Raw genomic sequence first — 23654 nt, forward strand, 5'->3', positions numbered from 1 at the left:
ATTGTTTTCACCGTTTAAAGACAATTTATTTCCGGCGCGTCATAATTGCGCATCGGCAAACTGACAGAAGAAAACCATGAGCGCATTTATGTATTTGACGATGGCGATAGTCGCGGAAGTGATCGCCACCACCATGTTGAAAGCCTCCGAAGGCTTTACCCGCCTGTGGCCGTCGCTGCTGGTGGTGCTGGGCTACGGCGTGGCATTTTGGGGGCTGTCGATGGTGGTCAAGAGTATGCCGCTGGGCATCGTATATGCGATCTGGTCGGGCATGGGTATCGTGCTGGTGTCGGTCGCGGCGGTATTCGTTTATCAGCAAAAATTGGATTGGCCGGCGATCGTCGGTATGGGATTAATTATTGCCGGCGTGCTGGTGATTAATTTACTGTCCAAAGCCTCGGTGCACTGAGTGTTATTTTAATGTGAAAAAAGGCCGGCGTGACAGCAAGTCGCGCCGGTTGAAGAATTCAGCCATCATTCACTGAAAATAGTGGAATGCTAATTACTTAGCGCCGCCAGCATAGACGCAAATATCCTCCTCTCCGGTAGCAAAAAATGCGCCGCCATACTGAAAGCACGCGAAGATAATGAATATCGATATTGCGGGAGAAATCTCCCCGTCGGCAGCGGTGACGTTATCACTTTCTGCGTGCGGCCGGGGCCGGGTAGTGGGTGGCGCCGTCACGTTTGGCACCGCGCGCCGGTGTGGAAATATTCTGCAAACAAAATAAATGTCCGGCCGGCGCAAAAAAACGACAAATAATGGCTGGAATATATTTTCATTATTTATATATCGAGCTAGATTAAACAAGTTTGCATCAAAGATAGCGAAACGTGTCCGCCAAGTGACGCGCGTTATCAGCAATGGCGATTTTACACAGCGCAGTTCCGGGTTCAGGAGTGGGATAATGACGACATCAAAATGGCTGCTTGCCAGCGCTGTGCTGCTTTTAGCCGCCTGCAGCAGCAATAACGAAGAGCCAGTACAGCAGGGCAACAGTGCCAGAATCAATACGTTACAGACCAGCGCCGGTTGCGCGGCGGTCGGCGGCGTCACCACCATCGCGCACAACCTGAACGGTGAAGCGCTGCGCATGTGCCAAATGCCGAACGGCAAGCAGTGCGAAGAACGCACGCTGGGCCTGGGCAGCTGCGCCGGGTAAGCCCGCGGCGCCAGGCCTGGCGTGCAGGATCAATACACCCAATCGCGCAGGGTATAGATAAGCGTGTGGCCGCTGCCGTTGAGCGTCAGCTGCTGGGCGTTTAGCGTCACTTCGGCGCCGTTTTCGAGCACGGTGCCGATCACCCGATCCCAGCGGTTGCGCTGTTCATCAGGGCACAGCCTGCGCGTCATGGCCAGCGGTTTCACCGTCAGCACGCCGTCGCGTAATTGCCCCTGGCCAAAGAAGCGGTTGCACATCGTGCCGGAGACATGCAGGCTCTCGCCGAACTCCAGATTGAGCAGGCCGCCACCCGCCGGTGATTTCGCCGTTTCGCCATCCACGCTCTGCAACACAAAGTTGTGATGTAACAGATCGCCTGGCGTGACGGCCGTGTGTGGTTTCATGCTGCACCCCGCTAAGGCCAGCGCCGCAAGGGCGGCTACCGTGGTTTTTCTCATCGCGTTCTCTCAAATAAACAGGGCGCCGCAAGGGCGCCCCGAGGTTACGCTCAGGCGTTCAACTGGTTCGGGCAGGCTTCGCCGCGTTCCAACTGGCTGATGTTCTGCAGCGTGGTTTGCGAAATGCTGGTCAGCGCCTCTTCGGTCAGGAAGGCCTGATGGCCGGTAAACAGCACGTTGTGGCAGGCCGAGAGGCGGCGGAACACGTCGTCCTGAATCACGTCGTTCGACTTGTCTTCGAAGAATAGATCGCGTTCGTTCTCGTAAACGTCCATCCCCAGCGCGCCGATTTTCTGCTGCTTCAGCGCGTCGATGGCGGCGGTGGAGTCGATCAGCGCGCCACGGCTGGTGTTGATCACCATCACGCCGTTTTTCATCATCGCGAAGGCATCGGCATTCAGCAGATGGTGGTTTTCCGGCGTCAGCGGGCAGTGCAGGGTGATCACGTCGGACTGCGCGTACAGCGTTTTCAGATCGACATACTCCGCGCCCAGTTCCAGCGCCTGTTCGCTCGGGAAGGGATCGTAGGCCAGCAGCTTCATGCCAAAGCCTTTCAGAATGCGCATCGTCGCCACGCCGATTTTACCGGTGCCGATCACCCCGGCGGTGCGGTTGTGCATGTTAAAGCCGATCAGCCCTTCCAGCGAGAAGTTGGCGTCGCGGGTGCGTTGATAGGCGCGGTGAATACGGCGGTTCAGGCACATCATCATGCCTACCGCGTGCTCTGCCACGGCCTCCGGCGAATAGGCCGGCACGCGCACCACCTTGATGCCCAGTTCTTGGGCGGCGTCCAGATCGACGTTATTAAAACCGGCGCAGCGCAGGGCGAGAATTTCGACGCCCAGCGCCGCCAGTTCTTCGAGCACTTCACGGCTGCCGTCGTCGTTAACGAAGAGGCACACCGCCTTGCAACCGGCGGCCGTTTTGGCGGTTTTTTTACTGAGTAAAAAGTCGAAGAATTCCAGCTCGTAGCCAAACTGCTGATTCACCAGTTCGAGATATTTACGGTCATACTGTTTAGTACTGTATATCGCCAATTTCATCGTGGTTTCTCCACCGTGATTTTGTGATCAATTTAACAGATTTTAGTAAATTCGACAATTGGTTAGCCATTTTCGACGCGGGCGATATGGCCGCTGCCGGGCAGTTGCGGAGGCGTGATACGGTGGAGGGAAGGCGACGGTGGCGGCAGGCGGCAAAAAAATCCCCACGGGGGTGTGGGGAATGGCTTCTCTAGTACACAGTTAGCTAGCAGCTAAACTTTTATTAGAATGGTTGCAAGACTATTAATCATCAACGGTAACGACAATAACAAAAGTCTGAAAACTGTCCTATTTATGTGATGTATATGTAACGAAAATCTACAACCCCGCACACGTTTGCGCCAAAAAGGTGCAAATCGCTTCTGGAACCGCACTCAGCTTCACCCTATGTCAAATTCGTGCCATCATTATTGTCAATTCAGGCATAGACTTAACGAATGCCTAACTCAGGAACAAGCAATCATTTAATGACCAGGCGATTGAAAGTATTCATAGGGACGGTGGCGGGCTGTGCAATTCTGGTGTTGGCGTTGTGGCAAACCCTGCCGCGCTGGCTGCCGGGAGTGCTATCGCATTGGTTACCGGCGGGGAGCCGGCTGGAATTGCAGGGCAATTTGCACTGGCGCCAGGGCGGCCTGGCGTTGGCGGGGGCGCGTTTCACCGCGCAAGATTGCCTGCTGGCCAACGTCGGGCCGACGCGGCTGGCTTATCACCAGGGCCGCTGGCAGCTGTCGAGCGATAAGGTCAGCGTCGACAGCGCCTGTTTGTCAAAACTGCCGGGCGGCGACGCCAACAGCGCGCCGCTGGCGCTCGATCAGCTGCAGCGGGAGCTGCCGTCGCTGGATCTCACCCTTAGTGACCTGACGCTCATTCCCTGGCAGCGCTATGCCGGCAAGCTGCAGCTTTCCTCCGGCCCTGACGGGCAACGCCTGCATTATCAGGGGCCGAATCTCAGCGCCGAGGCGCAGCTGGATGAAAAACAGCAGCTGACGTTGCAAAGTCTGACCATCGTCCCGCCCAACAGCGCGCAACCGCTGCACCTCGCCGGCAAGATAACCATTCCGCTGGATTTGGCCAGCCTGCCGACGCAGGGGGCGTTGCAGGGGGAAATGCAGACCGCCTATCTGGAAAAGCCGGTGTTGCTGGACATGCGCTGGCAACAGCAGCAGGGCGTGTTGACGGTGAGCGAAAAAGGCGACGATCGCCCGCTGGCGGTGTTGCCGTGGGAAGTCGCGCCGCAGCGGCTCAGCATCAAGCAGGGCGAGTGGCGTTGGCCGTACAGCGGGCAGCCGTTGAGCGGCGGCCTGAACATCGCGCTGCACGACTGGAGCAAAGGGTGGGATGAAACGGAGATCAGCGCGCGGCTGAACGTGATCACCGCCGGCCACAACGGCAAGGGCAATGCGGTGCTCACCCTCGGGCCGGGCAAGGTAGGGTTGACCGACAGCGATCTGCGCTTCCAGCTGACCGGCCAGGCCAATCTGGCCGATTTCTCCACCACCGCGTCGATCCCGGGCGTGATTGGCGGCAGCATTCTTAATCCGACGCTGGTACTGCAGCCGGGGTCGCTCCTGCGCCTGTGGGGCAAGGTGACGCCGGAAATGAAGCTGGAGGAGGCACGTTTACCGCTGGCGGGCGTGAAGGTGACCGCTGCCGGTATCACCGGCCGCCTGCAGGCGATTTTGAGCGCCAGCGACAGTTATTGGGGGCGTTTCAAGCTGCACCTGGACGGCCAGGCGCAGGATTTCTGGCCGGACAAGGGTGACTGGCAGTGGCGCTACTGGGGCAATGGCCGGTTGCCGCCGCTGCAGGCCGCCTGGGACGTTGCCGGCAGCGGCCGCTGGCAGGACAGCGAGCTGGTGCTCGACAAACTCTCCACCGGCTTCGACAAATTAAAGTACGGTCTGGTGACGGTCGCCGCGCCGCGCCTGAGCCTCAACCAACCGCTGCGCTGGCGGCGCGATGAACAAAACCCGCAGTTCAACGGCGAGCTGCAGCTGGCGGCGGATAAGGTCAGCTTCAGCGACGGCGGCCATCTGCCGGCGCCGGTGCTGGCGCTGCAGCTGAACGGCCGTTCGCCGGACAGTTTCCAGCTGCAGGGCAAACTGCAGGCGCAGCAGATCGGGCCGATCGCGCTGCGCGGCCGCTGGGACGGCGAACGCCTGCGGGGCGAAGGCTGGTGGCCGAAACAGTCGCTGAAGGTCTTCCAGCCGCTGCTCGCGCCGGATCTCAATCTCACGCTGCGCGACGGCGAGTTTTATGCGCAGTCGGCGTTTTCCGCCGCCCGCGAGCAGGGCTTCGAAGCCGGCGGCCACTGGGTGGTGAAAAACGGCGGCATGTGGCTAAAGGACGGCGAAATGAGCGGTCTGGATTTCATCCTGTCGTACCGGTTCAAGCAGCATCAGTGGCTGCTGGGTGCCAAACAGCCGGTATCGCTGCGCATCAAGTCCTTCACCAACCTGTTCGAGATGCAGAACATTTCCGCCGATCTGCAGGGCACTTATCCCTACAGCGAAAGGCAGCCGCTGACGTTGAGCAACGTCGGCGTGGACATGCTCAACGGGCATATCAGCCTATCGGCGCTGCGGTTGCCGCAGCATGACGCCGCGGTGCTGAAGCTGGACAAGGTCGATCTCAGCGCGCTGTTCACCGCCCTGAAACCGAAGCAGTTCGCCATGTCCGGCCGCGTCGACGGCGAGCTGCCGCTGTTCCTGAACCACCCAAAATGGCTGGTGCAGAACGGCTGGATCGCCAACGCCGGCACGCTGACGCTGCGGCTGGACAAAGACATGGCCGACGCCATCGGCAGCAACAACCTGGCGACCGGCGCGGCGATCGACTGGCTGCGCTATATGGAAATCAACCGTTCGCACGCCCGGGTCGATCTCGATAACCTGGGCGAGCTGACGCTGAGCGCGCGCATCGACGGCATCAACCCGCAGAAGAGCGCCAAGCGCGAGGTGATCCTGAACTATCGCCATCAGGAAAATGTGTTTCAGCTGTGGCGCAGTTTGCGCTTCGGCGACAATTTACAGGAGTGGCTGGAGCAGGCCCTCTCACAACCTGGGGAACAACAATGAAAATCATGAGTGTGCCGACGCTGGCAGCGGTGCTGTGCGTTTCGCTGCTGAGCGGCTGCGTGCCGCGCATCGAGGTGGCGACGCCGAAGGATCCGATCACCATCAATATGAACGTCAAGATCGAGCATGAAATTCATATCAAGGTGGATAAGGACGTCGAAAACCTGCTGAAAACCCAAAGCGGTCTGTTCTAGGAGCCGACATGAAAAAACGTTATTTGTGGCTGGCCGGCGCTGCCTGGTTGTTCAGCGGCGTGGTAATGGCACTGACGCTGGATGAGGCGAAGCAGCAAGGGCGAGTAGGCGAAACCCTGAGCGGCTATATCGCGCCGGTGAAGCAGGACGCGGAAACGCTGGCGTTGGTGAAGCGCATCAACGCCGGCCGCGCCGAGAAGTATCAGGAAGTGGCGGACGGCAACCACATCGCCGTTGACGAAGTGGCGCGCATGGCCGGGCAGAAGCTGGTGACGCGGGCGCAGAGCGGCGAGTATGTGCGCGGCATCAACGGCCAGTGGCTGCAGAAATAAAAAAAAAAGCGCGCCGTCTGGCGCGCCAAGAGATACGGATAGATGATTATTATGAGGGTAGTGCAGGTTTGACAGGACGTGCGTCTTGTCCGGCAGGGGCGTGGCGCCCCTGCGCAGGGTCTTAGGCAGCAACCACCTGAGACAGGGCCGCCTTGGCGTCTTCCTGGGCTTTGGTCGCCACTTCCGGGCCGTAGGCGATGCCTTCCGCGAAGACGAACTCCACGTCGGTGATGCCGATGAAGCCCAGGAACAGACGCAGGTAAGGTTCTACCAGGTCGGTTGGAGTGCCTTTGTGGATGCCGCCGCGGCTGGTCAGGATCACGGCGCGTTTGTTTTTCACCAGGCCTTCCGGACCGTTTTCGGTGTAGCGGAAGGTTACGCCGGCGCGGGCAACCAGATCGAAATAGTTTTTCAGCTGGGTCGGGATGTTAAAGTTGTACATCGGCGCGGCAATCACGATGACGTCATTGGCCTGCAGCTCGGCGATCAGCTCGTCCGACAAGGCCAGCGCTTCTTGTTGACGCGGGGTCAACGGAGCATCGGAAGGACGCAGCGCGCCGACCAGCTCACCATCCAGCACCGGGATTGGCTGCGCGGCCAGATCGCGTACGGTGATGGTGTCGCCGCTGTGGGCGTTGCTCCATTGTTCTACGAAGAAATCGGCCAGTTGGTTAGACTGAGAGTAGGTCGCCAGGATGCTTGATTTCAGAACCAATACGTTGCTCATCGATAATTCCTTACGTTGTGACAGTGACATCAGGACTCAGCGTCCCTTGCATGAAGTACATGCTATTCACATTCCCCCAACAGTGATAGCGCAATATTTCGAGATCTTCGTTCGATTTTATTGAATGACATGGCGACGCTTTACTCGCGGAAGTAGGGGGAGAAAGCCGTTTGTGATAGGCTGTGCGGCTAAAGTAAAAAAATCGCTAAAAAAACACCAAACCGTTGCTAAGCCTGGCCTTGGCGGCGAAGAAACAAGGAACACCGAACGTGAAATCTCCGCTCGAGGCACTGCCGGCCCAACTGGGTGAGCTGATGCTCCGCGATCAACAACGCCTGCGTCGTCGCCTGCAGGGCGCACGAAAAATCAAAAATCCCGATGCCCAGCTGGCGGTTGCCGCCGAAGTAGAAAGCGACATCGCGGCGGCGCGGCAAAAAGTGCAGGCGCGCGCCGCGTCTTGCCCGCGCATTACCTATCCGGAAAGCCTGCCGGTCAGCCAAAAAAAGCAGGACATTTTAAACGCCATTCGCGATCACCAGGTGGTGATCGTCGCTGGGGAAACCGGCTCGGGGAAAACCACCCAGCTGCCGAAGATCTGTCTGGAACTGGGACGCGGGGTGAAAGGGCTGATCGGCCATACCCAGCCGCGCCGCCTGGCGGCGCGCACCGTTGCCAACCGCATCGCCGACGAGCTGGAAACCCCGCTCGGCGGCAGCGTCGGCTACAAGGTGCGCTTCAACGATCAGGTGGGGGAAAATACCCTGGTCAAGCTGATGACCGACGGTATCTTGCTGGCGGAAATTCAGCAGGACCGCCTGCTGATGCAGTACGACACGCTGATCATCGATGAAGCGCACGAACGCAGCCTCAATATCGACTTTATTCTCGGCTACTTGCGTGAACTGCTGCCGAAGCGCCCGGATCTCAAGGTGATCATCACCTCGGCGACCATCGATCCGCAGCGCTTCTCGCGCCATTTCAACAATGCGCCGATCATCGAGGTTTCCGGCCGCACCTACCCGGTGGAGGTACGCTACCGCCCGGTGGTCGACGACGGCGACGATACCGATCGCGATCAGCTGCAGGCGATTTTCGATGCGGTGGACGAGCTTGGGCGCGAAGGGCCGGGCGACATTCTGATCTTCATGAGCGGCGAGCGCGAGATCCGCGATACCGCCGACGCCCTGAACCGCCTCAATCTGCCGCATACCGAGGTGCTGCCGCTGTATGCGCGCCTGTCGAACAGCGAGCAGAACCGGGTATTCCAGTCGCACCACGGCCGGCGCATCGTGCTGGCCACCAACGTGGCGGAAACCTCGCTGACGGTGCCGGGCATCAAGTACGTCATCGATCCGGGCACCGCGCGCATCAGCCGCTACAGTTTCCGCACCAAGGTGCAGCGCCTGCCGATCGAACCGGTGTCGCAGGCCTCCGCCAACCAGCGTAAAGGGCGCTGCGGTCGCGTATCGGAAGGGGTGTGCATCCGTCTGTACTCCGAGCAGGATTTCCTCTCGCGGCCGGCGTTTACCGATCCGGAAATTCTGCGTACCAACCTGGCGTCGGTCATTCTGCAGATGACCTCGCTGGGGCTGGGCGACATCGCCGCGTTTCCGTTCGTCGAGGCGCCGGACAAGCGCAACATTCAGGATGGCGTGCGCCTGCTGGAAGAGCTGGGGGCGATCGCCACCGCCGATAACGGCCACTATCAGCTGACGCCGCAGGGCCGCCAGCTGGCGCAGTTGCCTATCGACCCGCGTCTGGCGCGCATGGTGCTGGAAGCGCAGAAGAGCGGCAGCGTGCGCGAGGTGATGATCATCACCGCCGCGCTGTCGATTCAGGATCCGCGTGAGCGCCCGATGGACAAGCAGCAGGCCTCGGATGAAAAACACCGCCGCTTTGCCGACAAGGACTCGGACTTCCTGGCGTTCGTCAACCTGTGGGATTATCTGCAGGAGCAGCAAAAGGCGAACTCTTCCAGCCAGTTCCGCCGGCTGTGCCGCAACGATTTCCTCAACTACCTGCGGGTGCGCGAGTGGCAGGATATCTATACCCAGCTACGCCAGGTGGTGAAAGAGCTGGGGCTGCCGATCAACAGCACGCCTTCCGACTACCGCAGCGTGCACACCGCGTTGCTGACCGGCTTGCTGTCGCACATTGGCCAGAAGGATGCGGACAAGCAGGAATTTACCGGCGCGCGCAACGCCCGTTTCTCGATCTTCCCCGGCTCCGGCCTGTTCAAGAAGCCGCCGAAGTGGACCATGGTGGCCGAACTGGTGGAAACCAGCCGCCTGTGGGGCCGCATCGCCGCGCGCATCGAACCGGAATGGATCGAGCCGCTGGCTCAGCACCTGGTGAAACACAGCTACAGCGAGCCGCACTGGTCGAAATCGCAGGGGGCGGTGATGGCCAGCGAAAAAGTCACGCTGTTCGGTCTGCCGATCGTCGCGGCGCGCCAGGTCAATTACGGCGCCATCGATCCGCTGCTGTGCCGCGAGCTGTTTATCCGCCATGCGCTGGTGGAGGGCGACTGGCAGACGCGCCACGCCTTCTTCCGCGACAACCAAAAGCTCCGCGCCGAAGTGGAAGAGCTGGAGCATAAATCGCGCCGCCGCGACATTTTGGTGGACGACGAAACGCTGTTCGGCTTCTACGATCGCCGCATCCCCAACGACGTGGTTTCCGGCCGTCATTTCGACAGCTGGTGGAAGAGCGCGGCCAAACAGCAGCCGGACCTGCTGAACTTCGAAAAAGAGATGCTGATCAAGGACGGCGCCAACAAAATCAGCGCGCTCGACTACCCGAACTTCTGGCATCAGGGCAACCTCAAGCTGCGGCTGAGCTACCAGTTCGAACCGGGCACCGACGCCGACGGCGTGACGGTGCACATTCCGTTGCCGATCCTCAACCAGGTGGAGGAGCAGGGCTTTGAATGGCAGATCCCCGGCATCCGCCGCGAGCTGGTGATTGCGCTGATCAAATCGCTGCCGAAGCCGGTGCGCCGCAACTTCGTGCCGGCACCGAACTACGCCGAGGCGTTCCTTGGCCGCGTCACTGCGCTGGAATTGCCGCTGCTGGACGCGCTGGAGCGCGAGCTGCGACGCATGACCGGCGTGACCGTGTCACGTGATGATTGGCAGTGGGATCAGGTGCCCGATCACCTGAAGATGACCTTCCGCGTGGTGGGCGAGAAAAACCAGACGCTGCGCGAAGGCAAAGACCTGGCCGCGTTGCGCCTGCAGCTGAAAGAGAAGGTGCAGGAGACGCTGTCGGCGGTGGCCGACGACGGGCTGGAGCAGAGCAATCTGCATGTCTGGAGCTTTGGCCAACTGCCGGCGTTTTACGAGCAGAAGCGCGGCGGCTATTCGATGAAGGCTTACCCGGCGCTGGTGGATGAAAAGGACAGCGTGGCGATCCGCCTGTTCGACAGCGAAAGCGAGCAGCAACAGGCGATGTGGCAGGGCACGCGCCGCCTGCTGTTGCTGAATATTCCTTCGCCGATCAAATACCTGCATGAAAAGCTGCCGAACAAGGCCAAGCTGGGGCTCTATTTCAACCCGTACGGTAAGGTGCTGGAGCTGATCGACGACTGCATTTCGTGTGGCATCGACAAGCTGATCGCCGAACACGGCGGCCCGGTCTGGCAAGAGGAAGGCTTTGCCCGCCTGCAGGAGCAGATCCGCGCCGAGCTGAACGACACGGTCGTCGAGGTGGCCAAGCAGGTTGAGCAGATCTTGACGGCGGTCTTCAACATCAACAAACGGCTGAAAGGTCGGGTGGACATGTCGTTGGCGCTGGCGCTGTCGGACATCAAGACCCAGCTCGGCGGGTTGGTCTACCGCGGTTTCGTGACCGGCAACGGCTGGAAACGCCTGCCGGACACGCTGCGTTACCTGCAGGCGATCGAACGCCGGTTGGAAAAACTGGCTATCGATCCGCACCGCGATCGCGCGCAGATGCTGCGGGTGGAGCAGGTGCAGCAGGCCTGGCAGCAGTGGCTGAACAAGCTGCCGCCGAAGCGACAGCAGGAGGAAGAGGTGAAAGCGGTGCGTTGGATGATCGAAGAGCTGCGCGTCAGCCTGTTCGCGCAGCAGTTGGGTACGCCTTACCCGATCTCCGACAAGCGCATTTTGCAAACTATCGAGCAGCTTTCGGGCTAAGCTCAGGTGCGCCGGCCGGCAAGCGGCCGGCACACCACAGGCTCAACAGGCCGCACAGCAGCAGCGTGGCGGCCAAATCCTGCCCGCGTGCCGCGATCGTCAACCCCAGGCCGATCAGCAGATAGTACAGCAGCCCGAATAACGCGCCGGCAGTGCCGAGTTGCTCCCGGTAGCGGGTCAGCGCCTGGCTCAGCACATTCGGGATAGCCAACCCGAACGCCAGCATCACCAGCGCGCAGGGAAGCAGCATCCAGAGGCTGTGTTGCCACCAGAACAATGCCACGCCGCTGGCCATCGCCAGCAACCCGCCCAGCAGGATCTGACGCTTGGCGCTGACGCCGCGCGCCAGCAGGTGGCGGTTCAACAGCGCTCCCGCCAGGCTGCCCAGCGCCAGCATCACGCCCGAGTAGCCAAACTGCTGGCTACTCAACCCAAGCCTTTCGAACATGAACGGCGCCAGGCTGAAGTAGCTGAACACCATGATATTGAAGCTGGCGACCAGCAGTGCCGAACACCAGATATGCCGATCGCGCAGCATCGTCGTCAGGGCAATGCCCGGTGCGGCGGCCGTTGCGGTCTGCCGCTGCCGCGTTTCCGGCAATGTGCCGTAGCTCCACAGCAGCAGCGCCAGCGCCCAGGCCGCCTGTGCGATGAAGATCGCCGCGCTGCCGCCCCAGGCGACCAGCGCGCCGCCGGCGAACATTCCCAGCAGCGGGCTGATGGAAAGCGCGATGCCGACCAGCGCGAACATGCGCCCCAGCGCCGGGCCTTGATAGACGTCACGCAGCATGGTTTGCGTGACGATGGAACCGACCGCGGCACCGAAGGCGATCAGCGCACGGGCGGCCAGCAACAGCGTGAAGCTGCCGCTCAGCAGCGCGATGCCGGCGCCGACCAAATAGAGCGCCAGGCCGGCCAGCATCGCCGGACGGCGGCCGAACCGATCGCAGAAGGCTCCCCAAAAGGCGACGCCGAGGGCGAAGGCGAAGAAATAGATGGATAACGTCTGCCCGGCCTGCGCGGCGCTGATGCCGAAATCGCTGCGGATGGCGGTAAGCGCCGGGCTGTACAGCGTTTCCAGGATCTGCGGCGTCATGATGGCGGTGACGAGCAGCGGTAAAGATAAGCGTTGCATGATGCACATTCTCCCTAAAAGTTAATGCGGCCAGTATAGGGAGCGACGCTTTGTTCGATTACAATCATTAGGACAAAAAACAACGGATATAGGACAATCTGATGGCGCTGATTCAACAGCATCACCCGTTCGACCCGGATCGGCTGCCGGCACCGGTGCTCGGCATTGCGGCCGAACTGGCGGAGCACGACTCCGGGCTGCATTGGCATCAGCGCTCGCAGCTGCTGTATGCGCCGCAGGGGTGCATGACGGTCACGTTGGCGCAGCAGTGGCTGATTCTGCCGCCGACGCGCGGCGTCTGGATACCGGGCGGCATTGCGCATCGGGTGCAGCTGCGCGGCCGCGTCGCGTATCGCTCGCTGTATTTCGATCCGGCGCTGACCACCGCAATGCCGCCACAGGCTGCGGTGCTGGCGGTGAACCCGCTGTTGGCGGCGATCGTCGAGCGCATCGCGCACTGGCCGCTGGACTCTGCGTTGGCGCAGCCCCAGGCGCGCGATTTGCTGGCGGTGCTGATCAATGAGCTGAGCGAGGCGCAGCGCGAGAATACCCAGCTGCGGCTGCCGCAGGATAGGCGTCTTGCCGCCTGGCTGGCCACGCTGCCGGAGAGTGACGAGTTGCCGGGGTTGGCGGCGTTGGCGCAGCGCTTGAATCTGCACGCCAAAACGTTGACGCGGCTGTTTGTGCGGGAAACCGGCCTGAGCTATCAGCAGTGGTGCCAGCAGTGGCGGTTGATGCGCGCGATCGAACTGCTGGCGACGTTGCCGTCGGTCAGCGCGGTGGCGCAGCGGTTGGGGTTTTCCAGCGACAGCGCGTTTATCGCCTTTTTCCGTCAGTTCACCGGCACCACGCCGCGGCGCTATATGCAGGGGGGCTGAAAAAGCACAACGGCGCATAATGCGCCGCTGAGAGAGGATTATTTGCCTGCGGCCAGGGCGTCCAGCGCTTCGCGGATGCCGGGCACCGCCAGGGCGCGGTTATCGGCGCGATAGCGATCTTTCGCCGCCGGCGCCGAACTTTGGATGGCGATCAGCTGCCAGCCGTCGGCGGTTTTCAACAGCAGCGGTGAACCGCTGTCGCCGGGCAGGGTATCACATTGATGCGACAGTACGCCTTGCTGGGCCCAGCCGGTCACCTTGCAGTTTTGGTGGCTGTAAAGGTCATCCAGATGATCTTCCGGGTAACCCGCCTGAGTAATCAGCCGTTTGGCCTGTTTCAGGGCCTGGGTCAGCGCCTTGCTGTCGCCTTGCCACAGCGGCAACGGTGCGATCGGCAGCGGCTTTTTGTCTTTCAGACGGATCAGCGCAAAGTCATAGGCGGCAGCGGCGGGCGGCACGATCCAGCCATCACCGTCCGGCTTCAGCTTTTTGCCCAGCTTGCTGTCGACCAGGGTCTCGATATTGCCGGTTTGATACTGCCAGGATTTATCACCTGCCACGAAGCGCAGCGCGATGGCTTTATCCAGTTGTCCGGGCGGTGCCAGTACGCAGTGGCCGGCGGTCAACGCCAGGTGCGGGGAGATCAGCGTGGCGGTGCACAGATTACCGCTGGCGGTTTCGACCTGGCCGATGGCCTGCCACGGCTGGGCGGCGGTATCCGTGACCTTGATTCGTTCATCTTTGCCGAAAAACAGACGCGTTTGCTCGGCCTTGGACGGGCCGTCGGCGCGTGCCGCCTGAGCAGCGATGAGCGGGAGTGAGCACAGCAACAGTAAAACGGATATGCGCATAGATCTCTTGCCTGACAAATACGGATCATCCATAAACACACTGAATGCTAACTATAGACTGATTTAGCAGCCATGTGGATGGGCAATAATTGATTTTTCAATAATTTCCCGCCGGCGACGCGGCAGGCTACAGGTAAAAAAAGACGGCGATCAGTCCACAAAGGATCAGGGCGGTCAGAACGATCTCGAACAGGTAGCGGCGCAGCATCAATGAGAACCCCCCGATGAAAAAACACCCGGCGAACCGGGTGTCGTACATGTCAAGCCTGAAGCGGTGAGGGGACCCTCACGTCATTACGCTTTTTTGTGGCTGGCTTTCTTGTGGTGCTTTTTAGCAGCCTGGGCTTTTTGGGCCGGGGCTTTCTTACCGGCTTTTTTGTGATGCTTTTTGGCCGCCTGAGCTTTCTGAACCGGGGCTTTCTTGCCGTGGTGTTTCACCTGAGCTTTAGCCGGCGCAGCGGTGGCGGTGGTTGCGGTAGCCGCAGGTGCGGTGGTGGCAGCCTCGGCAGCGAAAGCCACGGAAGACAGACCCATTGCAGCGGCAACAACCAGAGCTAATACTTTTTTCATCGCAGAATCCTCAACATGACTTTTGGGTATCAACCCCACTGCGGGGCCGTTGAGATGATAGTAGGCAAACGGCGCCCGGCTTTCCGTGAGTGATTGGTTTCGGCTTGTAACCTAATGTACAGGGCGGCGGCGGCAAGGGGGATTGCTGCTATAATGACCGCCAGGCGCGATAAAAGGGATTTAAAATGAAAGAGATAACGATTCGCTGTGGCGTGACTGAACAGGGCGAGGTGCCGCTGGCCTATGAGGACTGGGGCGATGAGGCGCACCCGCCGCTGCTGCTCATCATGGGCATCGGCGCACAGCTGCTGCTGTGGCCTGACGATTTCTGCCGTGCCCTGGTGGCCAAGGGATTTCGGGTGATCCGTTATGACAACCGCGACGTTGGCCTTTCCGGCAAAACGCAGGCGCAACGCACGCAGCCGTTGTGGCTGCTGATGCTGCGCGCCCAGCTCGGTTGGCAAACGCCGGTGCCTTATACCCTGGCGGACATGGCGGCGGACGCGACGCATCTGCTCGATCACCTGCGTATCCCACAGGCCCACGTCTTGGGCGCCTCGATGGGCGGCATGATCGCGCAGGTACTGGCCGCCGACTATCCGCAGCGCGTCGCCTCGTTGTGCATTTTGTTCTCCAGCACCAATCAGCCGCTGTTGCCGCCGCCGGCACCTTCGCTGCTGTGGCTGTTGGTGCGCCGGCCTGCGGCCGATCTGACGCTGCAGCAGCGCCGCGAGGGGATGAAAGCCTTCCTGCGCGCGCTCGGCACCCGGTTTTACCCACCGGAGGAGGCGGAGCTGGATGCGTTGGTGCATCGGCTGTTAAAGCGGGGCGTGGATCCGGAAGGCATGCAGCGGCAACTTTCCGCGTTGCTCGGCAGCGGCGATCTGCGTCGCTACAGCCGGCGCATTGCCGCGCCGACGCTGGTCATTCACGGCGATCGCGATCGGCTGGTGCGCAAGGCGGGCGGGGTGGCGATCGCCCGCGCGGTCGCCAACGCCAGATTACATATTATGCCGGGCATGGGGCATGACCTGCCGTCCCCGTTGAGGCCGCAGCTGGCGGCGATGATCGCCCGTCATGCGCTGGGATGAGAGGCCGGAACGCCGGCGTTTTTTGCTATTTTAGTTACAACATACAAATGGGGGGAGGCCACCCGCCACTCTGTGGCCAAGGCGATGTCGGCACAGAACGTGCGTTATGAAGCATTATCCGGTCATACAGGCGGGAAAAGGGCGCGGCAGGGCCGCGCCAGCGGAGATTACAGGTAGCGGTTTTCCAAATGCTGACGGAAATAGCGTGGGTTGAGCGCTTCGCCGGTTGCGTTGGCGATCAGCGTCTCGGTCGGGAAACGGCTGCCGTGGCGCCAGATGTTGTGCTGCAACCAGTGGAACAGCGGCTGCAGGTTGCCGGCGGCGATGTCCTCGCCGAGAGAAGGCAGGGCCTGACGCACGCTGTGGAACAGCTGCGCGGCGTACATCGCGCCGAGCGTGTACGTCGGGAAGTAGCCGAAAGCGCCGTCGGTCCAGTGAATATCCTGCATGCAGCCGTTGCGGTAGTTGCCGATGGTGTCGAGGCCGAGGTAAGCATGCATCTTCTCATTCCACAGCGCCGGAATGTCTTCCACTTCGATATCGCCTTCGATCAGCGCTTTTTCAATTTCGTAGCGCAGGATGACGTGGGCAGGATAGCTCACCTCGTCGGCGTCGACGCGGATCAGGCCCGGTTTAACGCGCTGGTTGAGGCGAATGAAGTTGGCTTCTTCCAGCGCCGGCTGTTCGCCAAACTGCGCGGTAACCAGCGGACGCAAGATTTTCAGGAATTCATTGCCGCGCGCCAGCTGCATTTCGAACAGCAGGCTCTGCGATTCGTGGATAGCGGTGGAACGGGCCAGGGCGACCGGCTGGCCGAGCAGATCGCGCGGCAGGTTCTGCTCGTAGCGGGCGTGACCGGTTTCATGCACGATGCCGAGCAGCGCGGTCAAAAACTCTTTCTCGTTGTAACGGGTGGTGATGCGCACATCTTCCGGCACGCCGCCGCAGAACGGGTGGGCGCTGACGTCGACGCGGCCGTTGTCGAAGTTGAAACCGAGCAGTTTCATCACGCTGAGGCTCAGCTGGCGCTGTGTGTCCACATTGAACGGGCCCTGCGGCGTCTGGCAAGGCTCATTGGCCTGTTTGGCCACCACGCGCTGCAGCAGATCCGGCAGCCAGGTTTTCAGATCGCCGAAGATGCGGTCGAGATCGCTGCTGCGCATACCCGGTTCATACAGGTTGAGCAGGGCGTCGTAACGGCTGGTGCCGGCCGCTTGTGCGCGGATCTGCGCCTCTTCCCGACTGAGCTTGACCACCTCGCGCAGGTTCTCGACGAAACCGTCCCAATCGTTGGCCGGGCGCTGGGCGCGCCAGGCGTGTTCGCAACGCGCGCCGGCGAGCGACTTGGCTTCGACCAGCGACGCCGGCAGCAGCACGGCGTCTTCATATTGGCGGCGCATTTCGCGCAGGTTGGCGCGATCGAGTTCGTCCAGCGTCTCTTGCTGTGCGCGATCCAACAGCTCGCCGGTGCTTTGTGCCGTTAAAATCTGGTGCTGCAGCACGCTCAGTTCGGCCAGCGCTTCGGAGCGCGCCTTGCTGCCGCCAGGCGGCATCATGGTTTGCATGTCCCAACCGGCGATGGCGGACAGGTGGCCGAAACGCGACAGCCGGCTGAACAGGGCGCGCAGGTGATCGTAAGCAGACGTGTTGGAATGTGCAGATGTCATTATTATTCGGCTCCAATGAGAAGGTCCGGCGGTATTACGCCAGATCGGCTTTTAAACTGAATGTCGGCTTCACCGGCCAGCAGAAACGGAAGCTGGCGCCGCCGAGCGAACTGCCTTCGACGAACACCTGTCCCTGGTAGGCGACGGCGATGGAATGGACGATGGCCAGCCCCAACCCGCAGCCGCCGGTAGCGCGATCGCGGCTGGGGTCGAGACGGACGAAAGGTTCAAACACCCGTTCGCGCTCTTCCGGCGGGATGCCCGGCCCGTCATCCTCGACCTGCAAGCAGGCGAGGTCGCCGTCAAACCACAGCCCCACGCGCAGACGCTGTTCGGAATAGCGCAGCGCGTTGTTGACCAGGTTGTCGAGCACGCGCTCCATCAGGCGCAGATCGACGCCGCCGAAGTCGCCGACGTGCGGGATATCGAGCTGGATGTCGCGTTCCTGATGAATAAGACGGATATCATCGACCTTGTCCTCGAGCCACTTTGGCAGATCGATGGGTTCAATGTTTAACGCAACCTGCGGACGGTCCAGACGGGCATAGGTCAGCAGCTCGTCGATCAGCGACTCCAGCTGGCCGATATCGCGGTTCAGCGCCTGCTGCTCGCTTTCGGACAGGTTATCGCTCATTTCGAGCCGGTAACGCAGGCGCACCAGCGGCGTGCGCAGCTCGTGGGCGATGCCGTCGATCAGCTGTTTCTTGCTGGCGATCAGGGTGTTGACGTTGTCGGCCATCTGGTTGAACGCCACGCCGAGCCGGCTCAGGCTGGAGGTGGGATCGAAGTGGGTACGTTCATCCAGATGCCCGGCGCCGAGCCGCTGGGCGGCGTTTTCCAGCTTGAGCAGGTCTTGCCAGTGCGGCCGCATCCACAGAAACACCGGCAGCGCCAGCGACATGCCGATAAACACCAGCAACACCAGATCCAGCAGGCGCATCTGATGCAGATAGAACAGATAAGGAATGGGGCCGACCACCAACACGTAGTGGCTGCGCGGAATGCGCTGCATAAAGGTGTACTGATCGTCGAGGGCGATGATTTCCCCCAGCCGCAGCCGTTTTTTCAGATCCTCGCTCAGCGCCTGTTTGCCGAGCGGCTCGATATGCAGCTTGAACGACAGGTTGAGATCCAGCGTGGCGATGGTCTTGTTCCAGTCCTTCAGCGGGATTTCGCGCAGCTCGCTGCGCATCAGGTACAGCGAACTTTTCATCAGGTCGTCCATCGACTGGCGGCCGGCGCGCTCGGCGGTCACTTTGTACACCAGGCCGACCAGCATCGCCATCACCAGAAAACAGACGAACAGCAACAGGAAGAACTGGACGAAAAGTTTTCTCATTGTTGCACCGATGCCCAGGCGTTAGGGGCGAACAGATAACCTTTATTGCGCACGGTCTTGATACGGAAAGGCTCCAGCGCATTGTCGTACAGCTTGCGGCGCAGGCGGGAGATCGCTACGTCGATGCTGCGGTCCATACCGTCATAGCTCACGCCGCGCAGGTTTTGCAGCAGCGCCTCGCGATCCATGATCTGCCCGGCGTGGGTCGCCAGTTCCCACAGCAAATCGAAATCCGAGGTGGACAGGGTGACGGTTTCTTCGCCCAGCGTGACCTGCCGGTTGACCGGATCGATGCACAACAGCCCGAAATGCAGCGCGTTGTGCTGGGTGAGCGGCTGAACCGACTCTTCTTTCGGCTGCTGGCTGTGTTGGCGCAGGTGCAAACGCAGGCGCGCCAGCAACACCGCCGGCGGCGTGGTTTTCAGGATATAGTCGTTGGCGCCCATCTCCAGCGACAGGATATGGTTCATGTCGCTGTCGAGCGAGGTGAGCAGCACGATCGGGCCGGGGAAGGTGGGGCGCAGATCGCGGCACAGCGTCATGCCGTCTTTGCCGGGCAGCATGATGTCCAGCAGCACCAAATCGGGTTGCTCGCGCTCGATGCGCGCCTGCGCGCTGTCGCCGCGCGGCTCGATCAGCACCTCGATGTCGTGTTTGCCCAGATAGGCGGCGATCAGTTTGCCGACTTCAGGATCGTCTTCCACAAAAACAATTTTATGCATATGCCCGTGTTTTAATAAGAAAAGCGGATTTCAGCATAGCGCGGCCCGCGAGGATGCGCCATGCGGATCTTTGCGTCAGCGTAGCGGCCGCCCGCCGTCGACGCCGTGGGTGCGGCCGGTCACGTAGCGACTCTCCAGCAGGTAGTTCACCAGGTTGACCACTTCGCTCTCGCCCGGCGCGACCTTCATCAGCGACTTCGCCAACGCCTGCTGGCGATAGGCTTCATCGTCGCCCGCATTGAAGATGATCAGCGCCGGCGCGATGGCGTTGACCTTGACCTCCGGCGCCAGCTTGCGGGCAAATGAACGGGTCATATTGTCCAGCGCGGCCTTGCTGGCGGCATAGGCGATGTGTTTGTCGCTGCCTTTTTCCACCACGTAGTCGGTCAGATGGATGATGTCGGCACCGGCCTGGCCCTGGCCGGTCAGGCAGGATTCGAGCAGCTGATTGAGCAAATAGGGCGTATAGACGTGAATCTGCAGCATCGCCGCCATTACCTGCTCCGGCGGCACCTCCGGCGACTCGGCCTGCCAGGCGCTGGCGTTGTGGATCACCGCGCGCAGTTTAGGCGCCACCTGCCGCACCCGGTCGGCGAAAAGGTAGATGCCTTCGTGCGTGGAAAAGTCGCCCTGAATGCAGCAGGCGCCCAAGGTTTTCAACTCGGCCATCGCCGGATATTCGCTGCGATAGGCGATGATGACGGGAACGCCGCGCTCGAGAAACGCTTTGGCGAGCGCCAGCCCGATGCGCCGCGCGCCGCCGGTAATCAGCACCGGGGCAGAGTTGGGGTGTTCCATTGATTAAAGCTCCTGGACAGACTGGCAAACAATAGGGGAATTATGCCATTATACGGCGGAAAGTCGTTAAAGCTTCGCATGATTATCCATTTCTGGATGTAAGATCCCCAATGCATTTCAGGTTGTCGCCCGGCGGCGGCTTGAAAGACCACGGGTTAACACTGGCCATGAGAGGAATGAGGGGATGAACAGCAATCACCTTGCATCCATCGCGCGCAGTGAGAAAATCTGTTTCGACTACATGGATTTTCTGTCCGCATCGTGCAGGAAGCACTGGCGCTTTGTTGATGCTATTTATGGTGTGATGCCGATCTTCGGCATGGTGTTGAAATCGCGCGTGACCACGTCACAAACGCGCAAAGAGCAGTTGAAAGAGCTGGCGCTGCAGGTGGTGTCAACGCAGGTCAGCGATGAAACCAATATCGTGCGCCTGATTGACCTGGCGCAGCAGCAGGGCCTGACGGTGTTTGATATTCAGCTGCCCTATGCGCTGGAGACTCAACAGCTGGCGGCCATTCAGAAAGAGTGCGCGGAAGGCATCGCGATTGCCCTGGTGGGTGAGCGCATGACCGTCACCATTCCCCCTAAAAGCTGACCGGGTGCATCGACCCGGCCGCCCGTTCATGGTTAGGCAATTGACTGACCGCGATGGCCTAACCATGAACGTGAAATTCCGCGCTGCGTAGCGGCCTGCCTTTAAAGCCGGGTCCCGGCATTGGGGCCGGAGCGCAGGGTATAAATACTGTCTATATGAATGAGCACCGCGTATTTCGGCGGCTTCATTCCATTCTTTTCTGCAAATGCCAACGCGTCGTCAAACGGCTTGCCCGCCAGGAACAGTTCCGGGGTGCCGACGAAGCGGTAACCGTCCAGCGCCTCGCGGTCGATGACCACGACGGCCATTTTCGATCCCTCCCTGATATTTTGCAGCGTCTGGCCACCGGTATTTTCGTTGTAAATCAGCGTACGGTCATCATAGAGGCGCAAAGAGCGTTTGGGGCCGATATCGGGCACGCCGTTCGGGCTGCTGGTTGCCTGTACAGGCAGCTGTTTGGCCAGCATTTTCTTCATGTCGTCATTCAATTCATTCATTGGCAGATTACCCCTCAGGTCGTGGTGTCGTTGTTAATGCACGGTGGCGGAATGGTTTACCGTGGGTGCGCAGACGCTGGTTTCCGGCAGCCGGTGTTCGCGCAGCACCTGCAGCGTCTCTATTCGGAAACGCAGCAGGTGCCGTTCGGCGACCTGCTGCATCTGTTCGCACAGCGAGGTATCGTCCATCACCTGCTCGATGGCGAGCCGGGCCTGATGCACGTGCGGCTCAACGCCGCGCAGGGGCTTTTGCCGCAGGCGCAGATGGGTCATGTTGTTGAACGTGACGATCAGCGCGGCAAGGGCTGACTCGAAAATATTCAGCGCTTCAAATCTGGCGGTATAGTCCGCATTTAACCAGGGTTTCTCGGCGAGGATCGCCTGAGCGACTTCCAGCGCCTGTTGATAGTGCGTCATTGCCAGGCGATCGCGTTGCTGATTGAACGCCGTGTTGCCTTCGGCGATCAGCGCTTCCCAGGCGGCAAACAGGGGGAGTGCGTGCAGCAGTTTTTCAGCCATGAAATGCCTTCCATTTTCAGCCTGTCTTAACAAGACCTCCTGATGTTTGCCATCGGGGGCCTCACCTGTGTCCTGCCGGTGATGCTATAAATGATAATGATAATTAATTGCATTTAAGATCGCAAGCGTGGCAATTGACCGATCAACAACGGGGAGAGAGGTAAAAAAGAGGGAAGCGGCGAAACGAAATGCGGCTGCAGGGCAGCCGCATTGGCAGACGATGTTAGTGCAACATAAACCAGCCGGCAGGCAGCGTGGCCACCAGCAGCAAGAAGATGCTGCTCTTTTCCAGGCGATTCAGCAGATTGATATCCCGGTGGCCGCGGCGGGCATACATGAACACCAACAGCCCTGGCGCATACAGCAGCACCGACATCAGCAGGTGCATCAGCCCGGACGCGTACAGCAGCCACAGGCCATAGACGCAGGCGCCGGTCGCGGCGAAGATCAGGCGCTTGTCGCGGCGGCGGTAAGCCACCTTGAACAGAAACGCGCCGACCAGGAAGTAAGGCACCAGGATCATTTCTGAAGCAATGGTCAACAGCGAGTTGTAGTTGCTGCCGGTCAGCCAGATCAGCACCAGCGCCAGCTGCACTGCAATGTTGGTCAGCCACAGCGAAGAGGACGGGGCGTGATGGCGGTTCTGTTTGCCGAACACGCGCGGAAACGCGCCATGCTGCGCGGCCAGCAGCGGCACTTCGGCCGCCATGATGGTCCAGCTCAGGTAGGCGCCGCACACGGAAATGATCAGGCCGGCGGCGATAAGCACGTCTCCCCACGGGCCGATCAGTTCCACCATCAGCACCGCCATCGACGGGTTGCGCATTTCGGCCAGTTCGCTGCGCGGCACCACGCCCAGCGACAGCAACGTGACCATCAGATACACCGCCAGCGCCGACAGCACCGCCAGCATGGTGGCGCGGCCCACGTCTTTCTTATTGCGGGCGCGGGCGGAAACCACCACGGCGCCTTCCACGCCGATAAACACCCACAGAGTGATCAGCATGGTGTCCTTGACCTGTTCCCACACCGGCTTGCCGAGGGCGATGCCTTTGAAATCCAGCGTGAACACGTCCATTTTAAAGGCGATCGCCGCCAGAACGGCGAACATCCCCAGCGGCAGCAGCTTGGCCAGGGTGGCCGCCAGATTGATGCTGGCCGCGGTTTGCACGCCGCGCAGCACCAGCGCATGCACGATCCACAGCAGGGCGGATTCGGCGATCAGCGCCTGCCAGGTATTGCCGTCACCGAGAATGACGCTGCCGCCGCGATCGGTGAAGATACTCAGCGCCGCGAACACGATCACCAGATACGAGACGTTGGCGATCACGGCGCACAGCCAGTAACCCCAGGCGGAGCAGAAGCCCACCAGCTCGCCGAACCCTTCCTTGGCGTAGGTGAAGATGCCGCCGTCCAGATCCGGACGCAAACGCGTAAGCAGCAGCATGGCGAAGGCCAAAAACAGAATGCCGACGCCGGTGATCCCCCAGCCCAGCAGCAGCGCGGCGGGGCTGGCGACCTGCGCCATGTTTTGCGGCAGACTGAACACGCCGGCGCCCAGCATCGAGCTGAGCACCAAAGCGGTTAGCGCGGTAAGACCGAGTTTTTTTTCCAATGACGGATCCTGAACGCAGAATAAACAACTGGAAGGGAACTGCTTGGCGGCAACAATGTATTAACAACCACTGCGCGAATAGACAATAGCCCTAAAAATTGGCGCAAATTTTACGGAGGGATGATTAGAGATGCAATGATTGAATATGCGGAATTTACAAAAAACTATTCAACGTGCGATGAAAAAAGCGGCAATAAAAACGGGCAGCTCAAGGGCTGCCCGA

The 23654-nt window shown here is 60.5% G+C and carries 23 protein-coding genes; 9 read left to right on the forward strand and 14 right to left on the reverse strand.

Going from position 1 to position 23654, the window contains the following annotated elements:
* Positions 1 to 76 precede the first annotated feature (76 nt).
* Both ssmE and EKL15_RS15675 read left to right on the forward strand, forming a co-directional pair.
* A complete protein-coding gene (ssmE, locus tag EKL15_RS15670) occupies positions 77 to 409 on the forward strand; it encodes a multidrug efflux SMR transporter SsmE (protein ID WP_004930487.1) in 333 nt (110 codons plus the stop codon).
* 499 nt (positions 410 to 908) lie between these two features.
* On the forward strand, positions 909 to 1163 hold the full coding sequence (locus tag EKL15_RS15675) for a DUF333 domain-containing protein (RefSeq protein WP_015377999.1): 255 nt from the start codon (positions 909 to 911) through the stop codon (positions 1161 to 1163).
* Between the two features lie 29 nt (positions 1164 to 1192).
* Here EKL15_RS15675 and hslJ read toward each other — a convergent pair whose 3' ends face one another.
* Positions 1193 to 1621 (reverse strand): heat shock protein HslJ, encoded by a 429-nt coding sequence (gene hslJ / locus EKL15_RS15680; protein ID WP_087762735.1) that lies wholly within the window; start codon positions 1619 to 1621, stop codon positions 1193 to 1195.
* Positions 1622 to 1671: 50 nt separating this feature from the next.
* The gene (locus EKL15_RS15685) at positions 1672 to 2664 is read right to left on the reverse strand and encodes a 2-hydroxyacid dehydrogenase (RefSeq protein WP_038880333.1); all 993 of its coding nucleotides are present in this window, start codon (positions 2662 to 2664) and stop codon (positions 1672 to 1674) included.
* A gap of 467 nt (positions 2665 to 3131) precedes the next feature.
* On the opposite strand from EKL15_RS15685, the gene EKL15_RS15690 reads away from it, so the two are divergent.
* The 3 genes from EKL15_RS15690 to EKL15_RS15700 are packed head-to-tail and all read left to right on the forward strand — an operon-like array spanning position 3132 to position 6270.
* Positions 3132 to 5744 carry a YdbH family protein gene (locus EKL15_RS15690; RefSeq protein ID WP_060418618.1) on the forward strand — a complete coding sequence of 871 codons (2613 nt, stop codon included), beginning with the start codon at positions 3132 to 3134 and terminating at the stop codon, positions 5742 to 5744.
* Entirely contained in the window at positions 5741 to 5938 is a 198-nt protein-coding gene (locus EKL15_RS15695; protein ID WP_100395721.1) for a YnbE family lipoprotein, read from the forward strand. The genes EKL15_RS15690 and EKL15_RS15695 overlap by 4 nt, the downstream gene beginning before the upstream one ends.
* An 8-nt stretch (positions 5939 to 5946) precedes the next feature.
* A complete protein-coding gene (locus tag EKL15_RS15700) occupies positions 5947 to 6270 on the forward strand; it encodes a YdbL family protein (protein WP_060418625.1) in 324 nt (107 codons plus the stop codon).
* Positions 6271 to 6391: 121 nt separating this feature from the next.
* Here EKL15_RS15700 and azoR read toward each other — a convergent pair whose 3' ends face one another.
* Positions 6392 to 6997 carry an FMN-dependent NADH-azoreductase gene (gene azoR / locus EKL15_RS15705; protein WP_015377994.1) on the reverse strand — a complete coding sequence of 202 codons (606 nt, stop codon included), beginning with the start codon at positions 6995 to 6997 and terminating at the stop codon, positions 6392 to 6394.
* A gap of 269 nt (positions 6998 to 7266) precedes the next feature.
* On the opposite strand from azoR, the gene hrpA reads away from it, so the two are divergent.
* Positions 7267 to 11154, forward strand: a complete 3888-nt coding sequence (gene hrpA, locus EKL15_RS15710; RefSeq protein ID WP_100395722.1) for an ATP-dependent RNA helicase HrpA — start codon at positions 7267 to 7269, stop codon at positions 11152 to 11154.
* On the opposite strand, the gene EKL15_RS15715 is transcribed toward hrpA, so the two are convergent.
* Positions 11132 to 12289: an MFS transporter gene (locus tag EKL15_RS15715; protein ID WP_100395855.1), complete on the reverse strand. Its 1158-nt coding sequence runs from the start codon at positions 12287 to 12289 to the stop codon at positions 11132 to 11134. The genes hrpA and EKL15_RS15715 overlap by 23 nt on opposite strands.
* A gap of 101 nt (positions 12290 to 12390) precedes the next feature.
* Here EKL15_RS15715 and EKL15_RS15720 point away from each other — a divergent pair, with 101 nt between their 5' ends.
* A complete protein-coding gene (locus EKL15_RS15720; RefSeq protein WP_087762738.1) occupies positions 12391 to 13167 on the forward strand; it encodes a helix-turn-helix domain-containing protein in 777 nt (258 codons plus the stop codon).
* A 38-nt stretch (positions 13168 to 13205) separates the two neighbouring features.
* Here EKL15_RS15720 and EKL15_RS15725 read toward each other — a convergent pair whose 3' ends face one another.
* The 3 genes from EKL15_RS15725 to asr form a co-directional block, all read right to left on the reverse strand.
* Entirely contained in the window at positions 13206 to 14018 is an 813-nt protein-coding gene (locus tag EKL15_RS15725) for a serine protease (protein WP_049198285.1), read from the reverse strand.
* Positions 14019 to 14145: 127 nt separating this feature from the next.
* Positions 14146 to 14277, reverse strand: a complete 132-nt coding sequence (locus tag EKL15_RS24770; RefSeq protein ID WP_016927581.1) for a hypothetical protein — start codon at positions 14275 to 14277, stop codon at positions 14146 to 14148.
* A 35-nt stretch (positions 14278 to 14312) separates the two neighbouring features.
* Positions 14313 to 14588, reverse strand: coding sequence for an acid resistance repetitive basic protein Asr (asr, locus tag EKL15_RS15730; RefSeq protein ID WP_025302975.1), 276 nt, complete (start codon positions 14586 to 14588; stop codon positions 14313 to 14315).
* Positions 14589 to 14773: 185 nt separating this feature from the next.
* Here asr and EKL15_RS15735 point away from each other — a divergent pair, with 185 nt between their 5' ends.
* Positions 14774 to 15679, forward strand: coding sequence for an alpha/beta fold hydrolase (locus tag EKL15_RS15735; RefSeq protein ID WP_087762739.1), 906 nt, complete (start codon positions 14774 to 14776; stop codon positions 15677 to 15679).
* A gap of 167 nt (positions 15680 to 15846) precedes the next feature.
* Here the strand turns inward: EKL15_RS15735 and EKL15_RS15740 are convergent, their stop codons facing one another.
* The 4 genes from EKL15_RS15740 to folM form a co-directional block, all read right to left on the reverse strand.
* Entirely contained in the window at positions 15847 to 17346 is a 1500-nt protein-coding gene (locus tag EKL15_RS15740; RefSeq protein WP_060418634.1) for a carboxypeptidase M32, read from the reverse strand.
* A gap of 34 nt (positions 17347 to 17380) precedes the next feature.
* A complete protein-coding gene (gene rstB, locus EKL15_RS15745) occupies positions 17381 to 18685 on the reverse strand; it encodes a two-component system sensor histidine kinase RstB (protein ID WP_049198288.1) in 1305 nt (434 codons plus the stop codon).
* Positions 18682 to 19407 carry a two-component system response regulator RstA gene (gene rstA, locus EKL15_RS15750; RefSeq protein WP_049198289.1) on the reverse strand — a complete coding sequence of 242 codons (726 nt, stop codon included), beginning with the start codon at positions 19405 to 19407 and terminating at the stop codon, positions 18682 to 18684. Before rstA ends, rstB begins: the two co-directional genes overlap by 4 nt.
* Before the next feature lie 75 nt (positions 19408 to 19482).
* Positions 19483 to 20205 (reverse strand): dihydromonapterin reductase, encoded by a 723-nt coding sequence (gene folM / locus EKL15_RS15755; protein ID WP_060418637.1) that lies wholly within the window; start codon positions 20203 to 20205, stop codon positions 19483 to 19485.
* A gap of 184 nt (positions 20206 to 20389) precedes the next feature.
* Here folM and EKL15_RS15760 point away from each other — a divergent pair, with 184 nt between their 5' ends.
* Positions 20390 to 20800: a hypothetical protein gene (locus EKL15_RS15760; protein WP_038880297.1), complete on the forward strand. Its 411-nt coding sequence runs from the start codon at positions 20390 to 20392 to the stop codon at positions 20798 to 20800.
* Between the two features lie 101 nt (positions 20801 to 20901).
* Here the strand turns inward: EKL15_RS15760 and EKL15_RS15765 are convergent, their stop codons facing one another.
* The 3 genes from EKL15_RS15765 to EKL15_RS15775 all read right to left on the reverse strand — a co-directional run bounded on the left by EKL15_RS15765 (position 20902) and on the right by EKL15_RS15775 (position 23431).
* The gene (locus EKL15_RS15765; protein ID WP_060418640.1) at positions 20902 to 21297 is read right to left on the reverse strand and encodes a pyridoxamine 5'-phosphate oxidase family protein; all 396 of its coding nucleotides are present in this window, start codon (positions 21295 to 21297) and stop codon (positions 20902 to 20904) included.
* Positions 21298 to 21330: 33 nt separating this feature from the next.
* The gene (locus tag EKL15_RS15770) at positions 21331 to 21816 is read right to left on the reverse strand and encodes a hypothetical protein (protein ID WP_060439851.1); all 486 of its coding nucleotides are present in this window, start codon (positions 21814 to 21816) and stop codon (positions 21331 to 21333) included.
* 223 nt (positions 21817 to 22039) lie between these two features.
* On the reverse strand, positions 22040 to 23431 hold the full coding sequence (locus tag EKL15_RS15775) for an amino acid permease (protein ID WP_047730635.1): 1392 nt from the start codon (positions 23429 to 23431) through the stop codon (positions 22040 to 22042).
* Positions 23432 to 23654: the final 223 nt, after the last annotated feature.

It is taken from the genome of Serratia sp. 4542, assembly GCF_016805595.1.
In the GTDB taxonomy this organism is placed as follows: Bacteria; Pseudomonadota; Gammaproteobacteria; order Enterobacterales; family Enterobacteriaceae; genus Serratia; species Serratia nevei.

Bases quoted from the DNA above. Each gene is read 5' to 3' on its own strand.
- EKL15_RS15675 (WP_015377999.1), top strand. From the start codon at position 909: ATGACGACATCAAAATGGCTGCTTGCCAGCGCTGTGCTGCTTTTAGCC.
- rstB (WP_049198288.1), bottom strand. From the start codon at position 18,685: ATGAGAAAACTTTTCGTCCAGTTCTTCCTGTTGCTGTTCGTCTGTTTT.
- EKL15_RS15770 (WP_060439851.1), bottom strand. From the start codon at position 21,816: ATGGCTGAAAAACTGCTGCACGCACTCCCCCTGTTTGCCGCCTGGGAA.
- EKL15_RS15720 (WP_087762738.1), top strand. From the start codon at position 12,391: ATGGCGCTGATTCAACAGCATCACCCGTTCGACCCGGATCGGCTGCCG.
- EKL15_RS15735 (WP_087762739.1), top strand. From the start codon at position 14,774: ATGAAAGAGATAACGATTCGCTGTGGCGTGACTGAACAGGGCGAGGTG.
- EKL15_RS15700 (WP_060418625.1), top strand. From the start codon at position 5,947: ATGAAAAAACGTTATTTGTGGCTGGCCGGCGCTGCCTGGTTGTTCAGC.
- azoR (WP_015377994.1), bottom strand. From the start codon at position 6,997: ATGAGCAACGTATTGGTTCTGAAATCAAGCATCCTGGCGACCTACTCT.
- rstA (WP_049198289.1), bottom strand. From the start codon at position 19,407: ATGCATAAAATTGTTTTTGTGGAAGACGATCCTGAAGTCGGCAAACTG.
- asr (WP_025302975.1), bottom strand. From the start codon at position 14,588: ATGAAAAAAGTATTAGCTCTGGTTGTTGCCGCTGCAATGGGTCTGTCT.
- folM (WP_060418637.1), bottom strand. From the start codon at position 20,205: ATGGAACACCCCAACTCTGCCCCGGTGCTGATTACCGGCGGCGCGCGG.
- EKL15_RS24770 (WP_016927581.1), bottom strand. From the start codon at position 14,277: ATGTACGACACCCGGTTCGCCGGGTGTTTTTTCATCGGGGGGTTCTCA.
- hslJ (WP_087762735.1), bottom strand. From the start codon at position 1,621: ATGAGAAAAACCACGGTAGCCGCCCTTGCGGCGCTGGCCTTAGCGGGG.
- ssmE (WP_004930487.1), top strand. From the start codon at position 77: ATGAGCGCATTTATGTATTTGACGATGGCGATAGTCGCGGAAGTGATC.
- EKL15_RS15765 (WP_060418640.1), bottom strand. From the start codon at position 21,297: ATGAATGAATTGAATGACGACATGAAGAAAATGCTGGCCAAACAGCTG.
- EKL15_RS15690 (WP_060418618.1), top strand. From the start codon at position 3,132: ATGACCAGGCGATTGAAAGTATTCATAGGGACGGTGGCGGGCTGTGCA.
- EKL15_RS15725 (WP_049198285.1), bottom strand. From the start codon at position 14,018: ATGCGCATATCCGTTTTACTGTTGCTGTGCTCACTCCCGCTCATCGCT.
- EKL15_RS15695 (WP_100395721.1), top strand. From the start codon at position 5,741: ATGAAAATCATGAGTGTGCCGACGCTGGCAGCGGTGCTGTGCGTTTCG.
- EKL15_RS15760 (WP_038880297.1), top strand. From the start codon at position 20,390: ATGAACAGCAATCACCTTGCATCCATCGCGCGCAGTGAGAAAATCTGT.
- EKL15_RS15740 (WP_060418634.1), bottom strand. From the start codon at position 17,346: ATGACATCTGCACATTCCAACACGTCTGCTTACGATCACCTGCGCGCC.
- EKL15_RS15715 (WP_100395855.1), bottom strand. From the start codon at position 12,289: ATGCAACGCTTATCTTTACCGCTGCTCGTCACCGCCATCATGACGCCG.
- EKL15_RS15685 (WP_038880333.1), bottom strand. From the start codon at position 2,664: ATGAAATTGGCGATATACAGTACTAAACAGTATGACCGTAAATATCTC.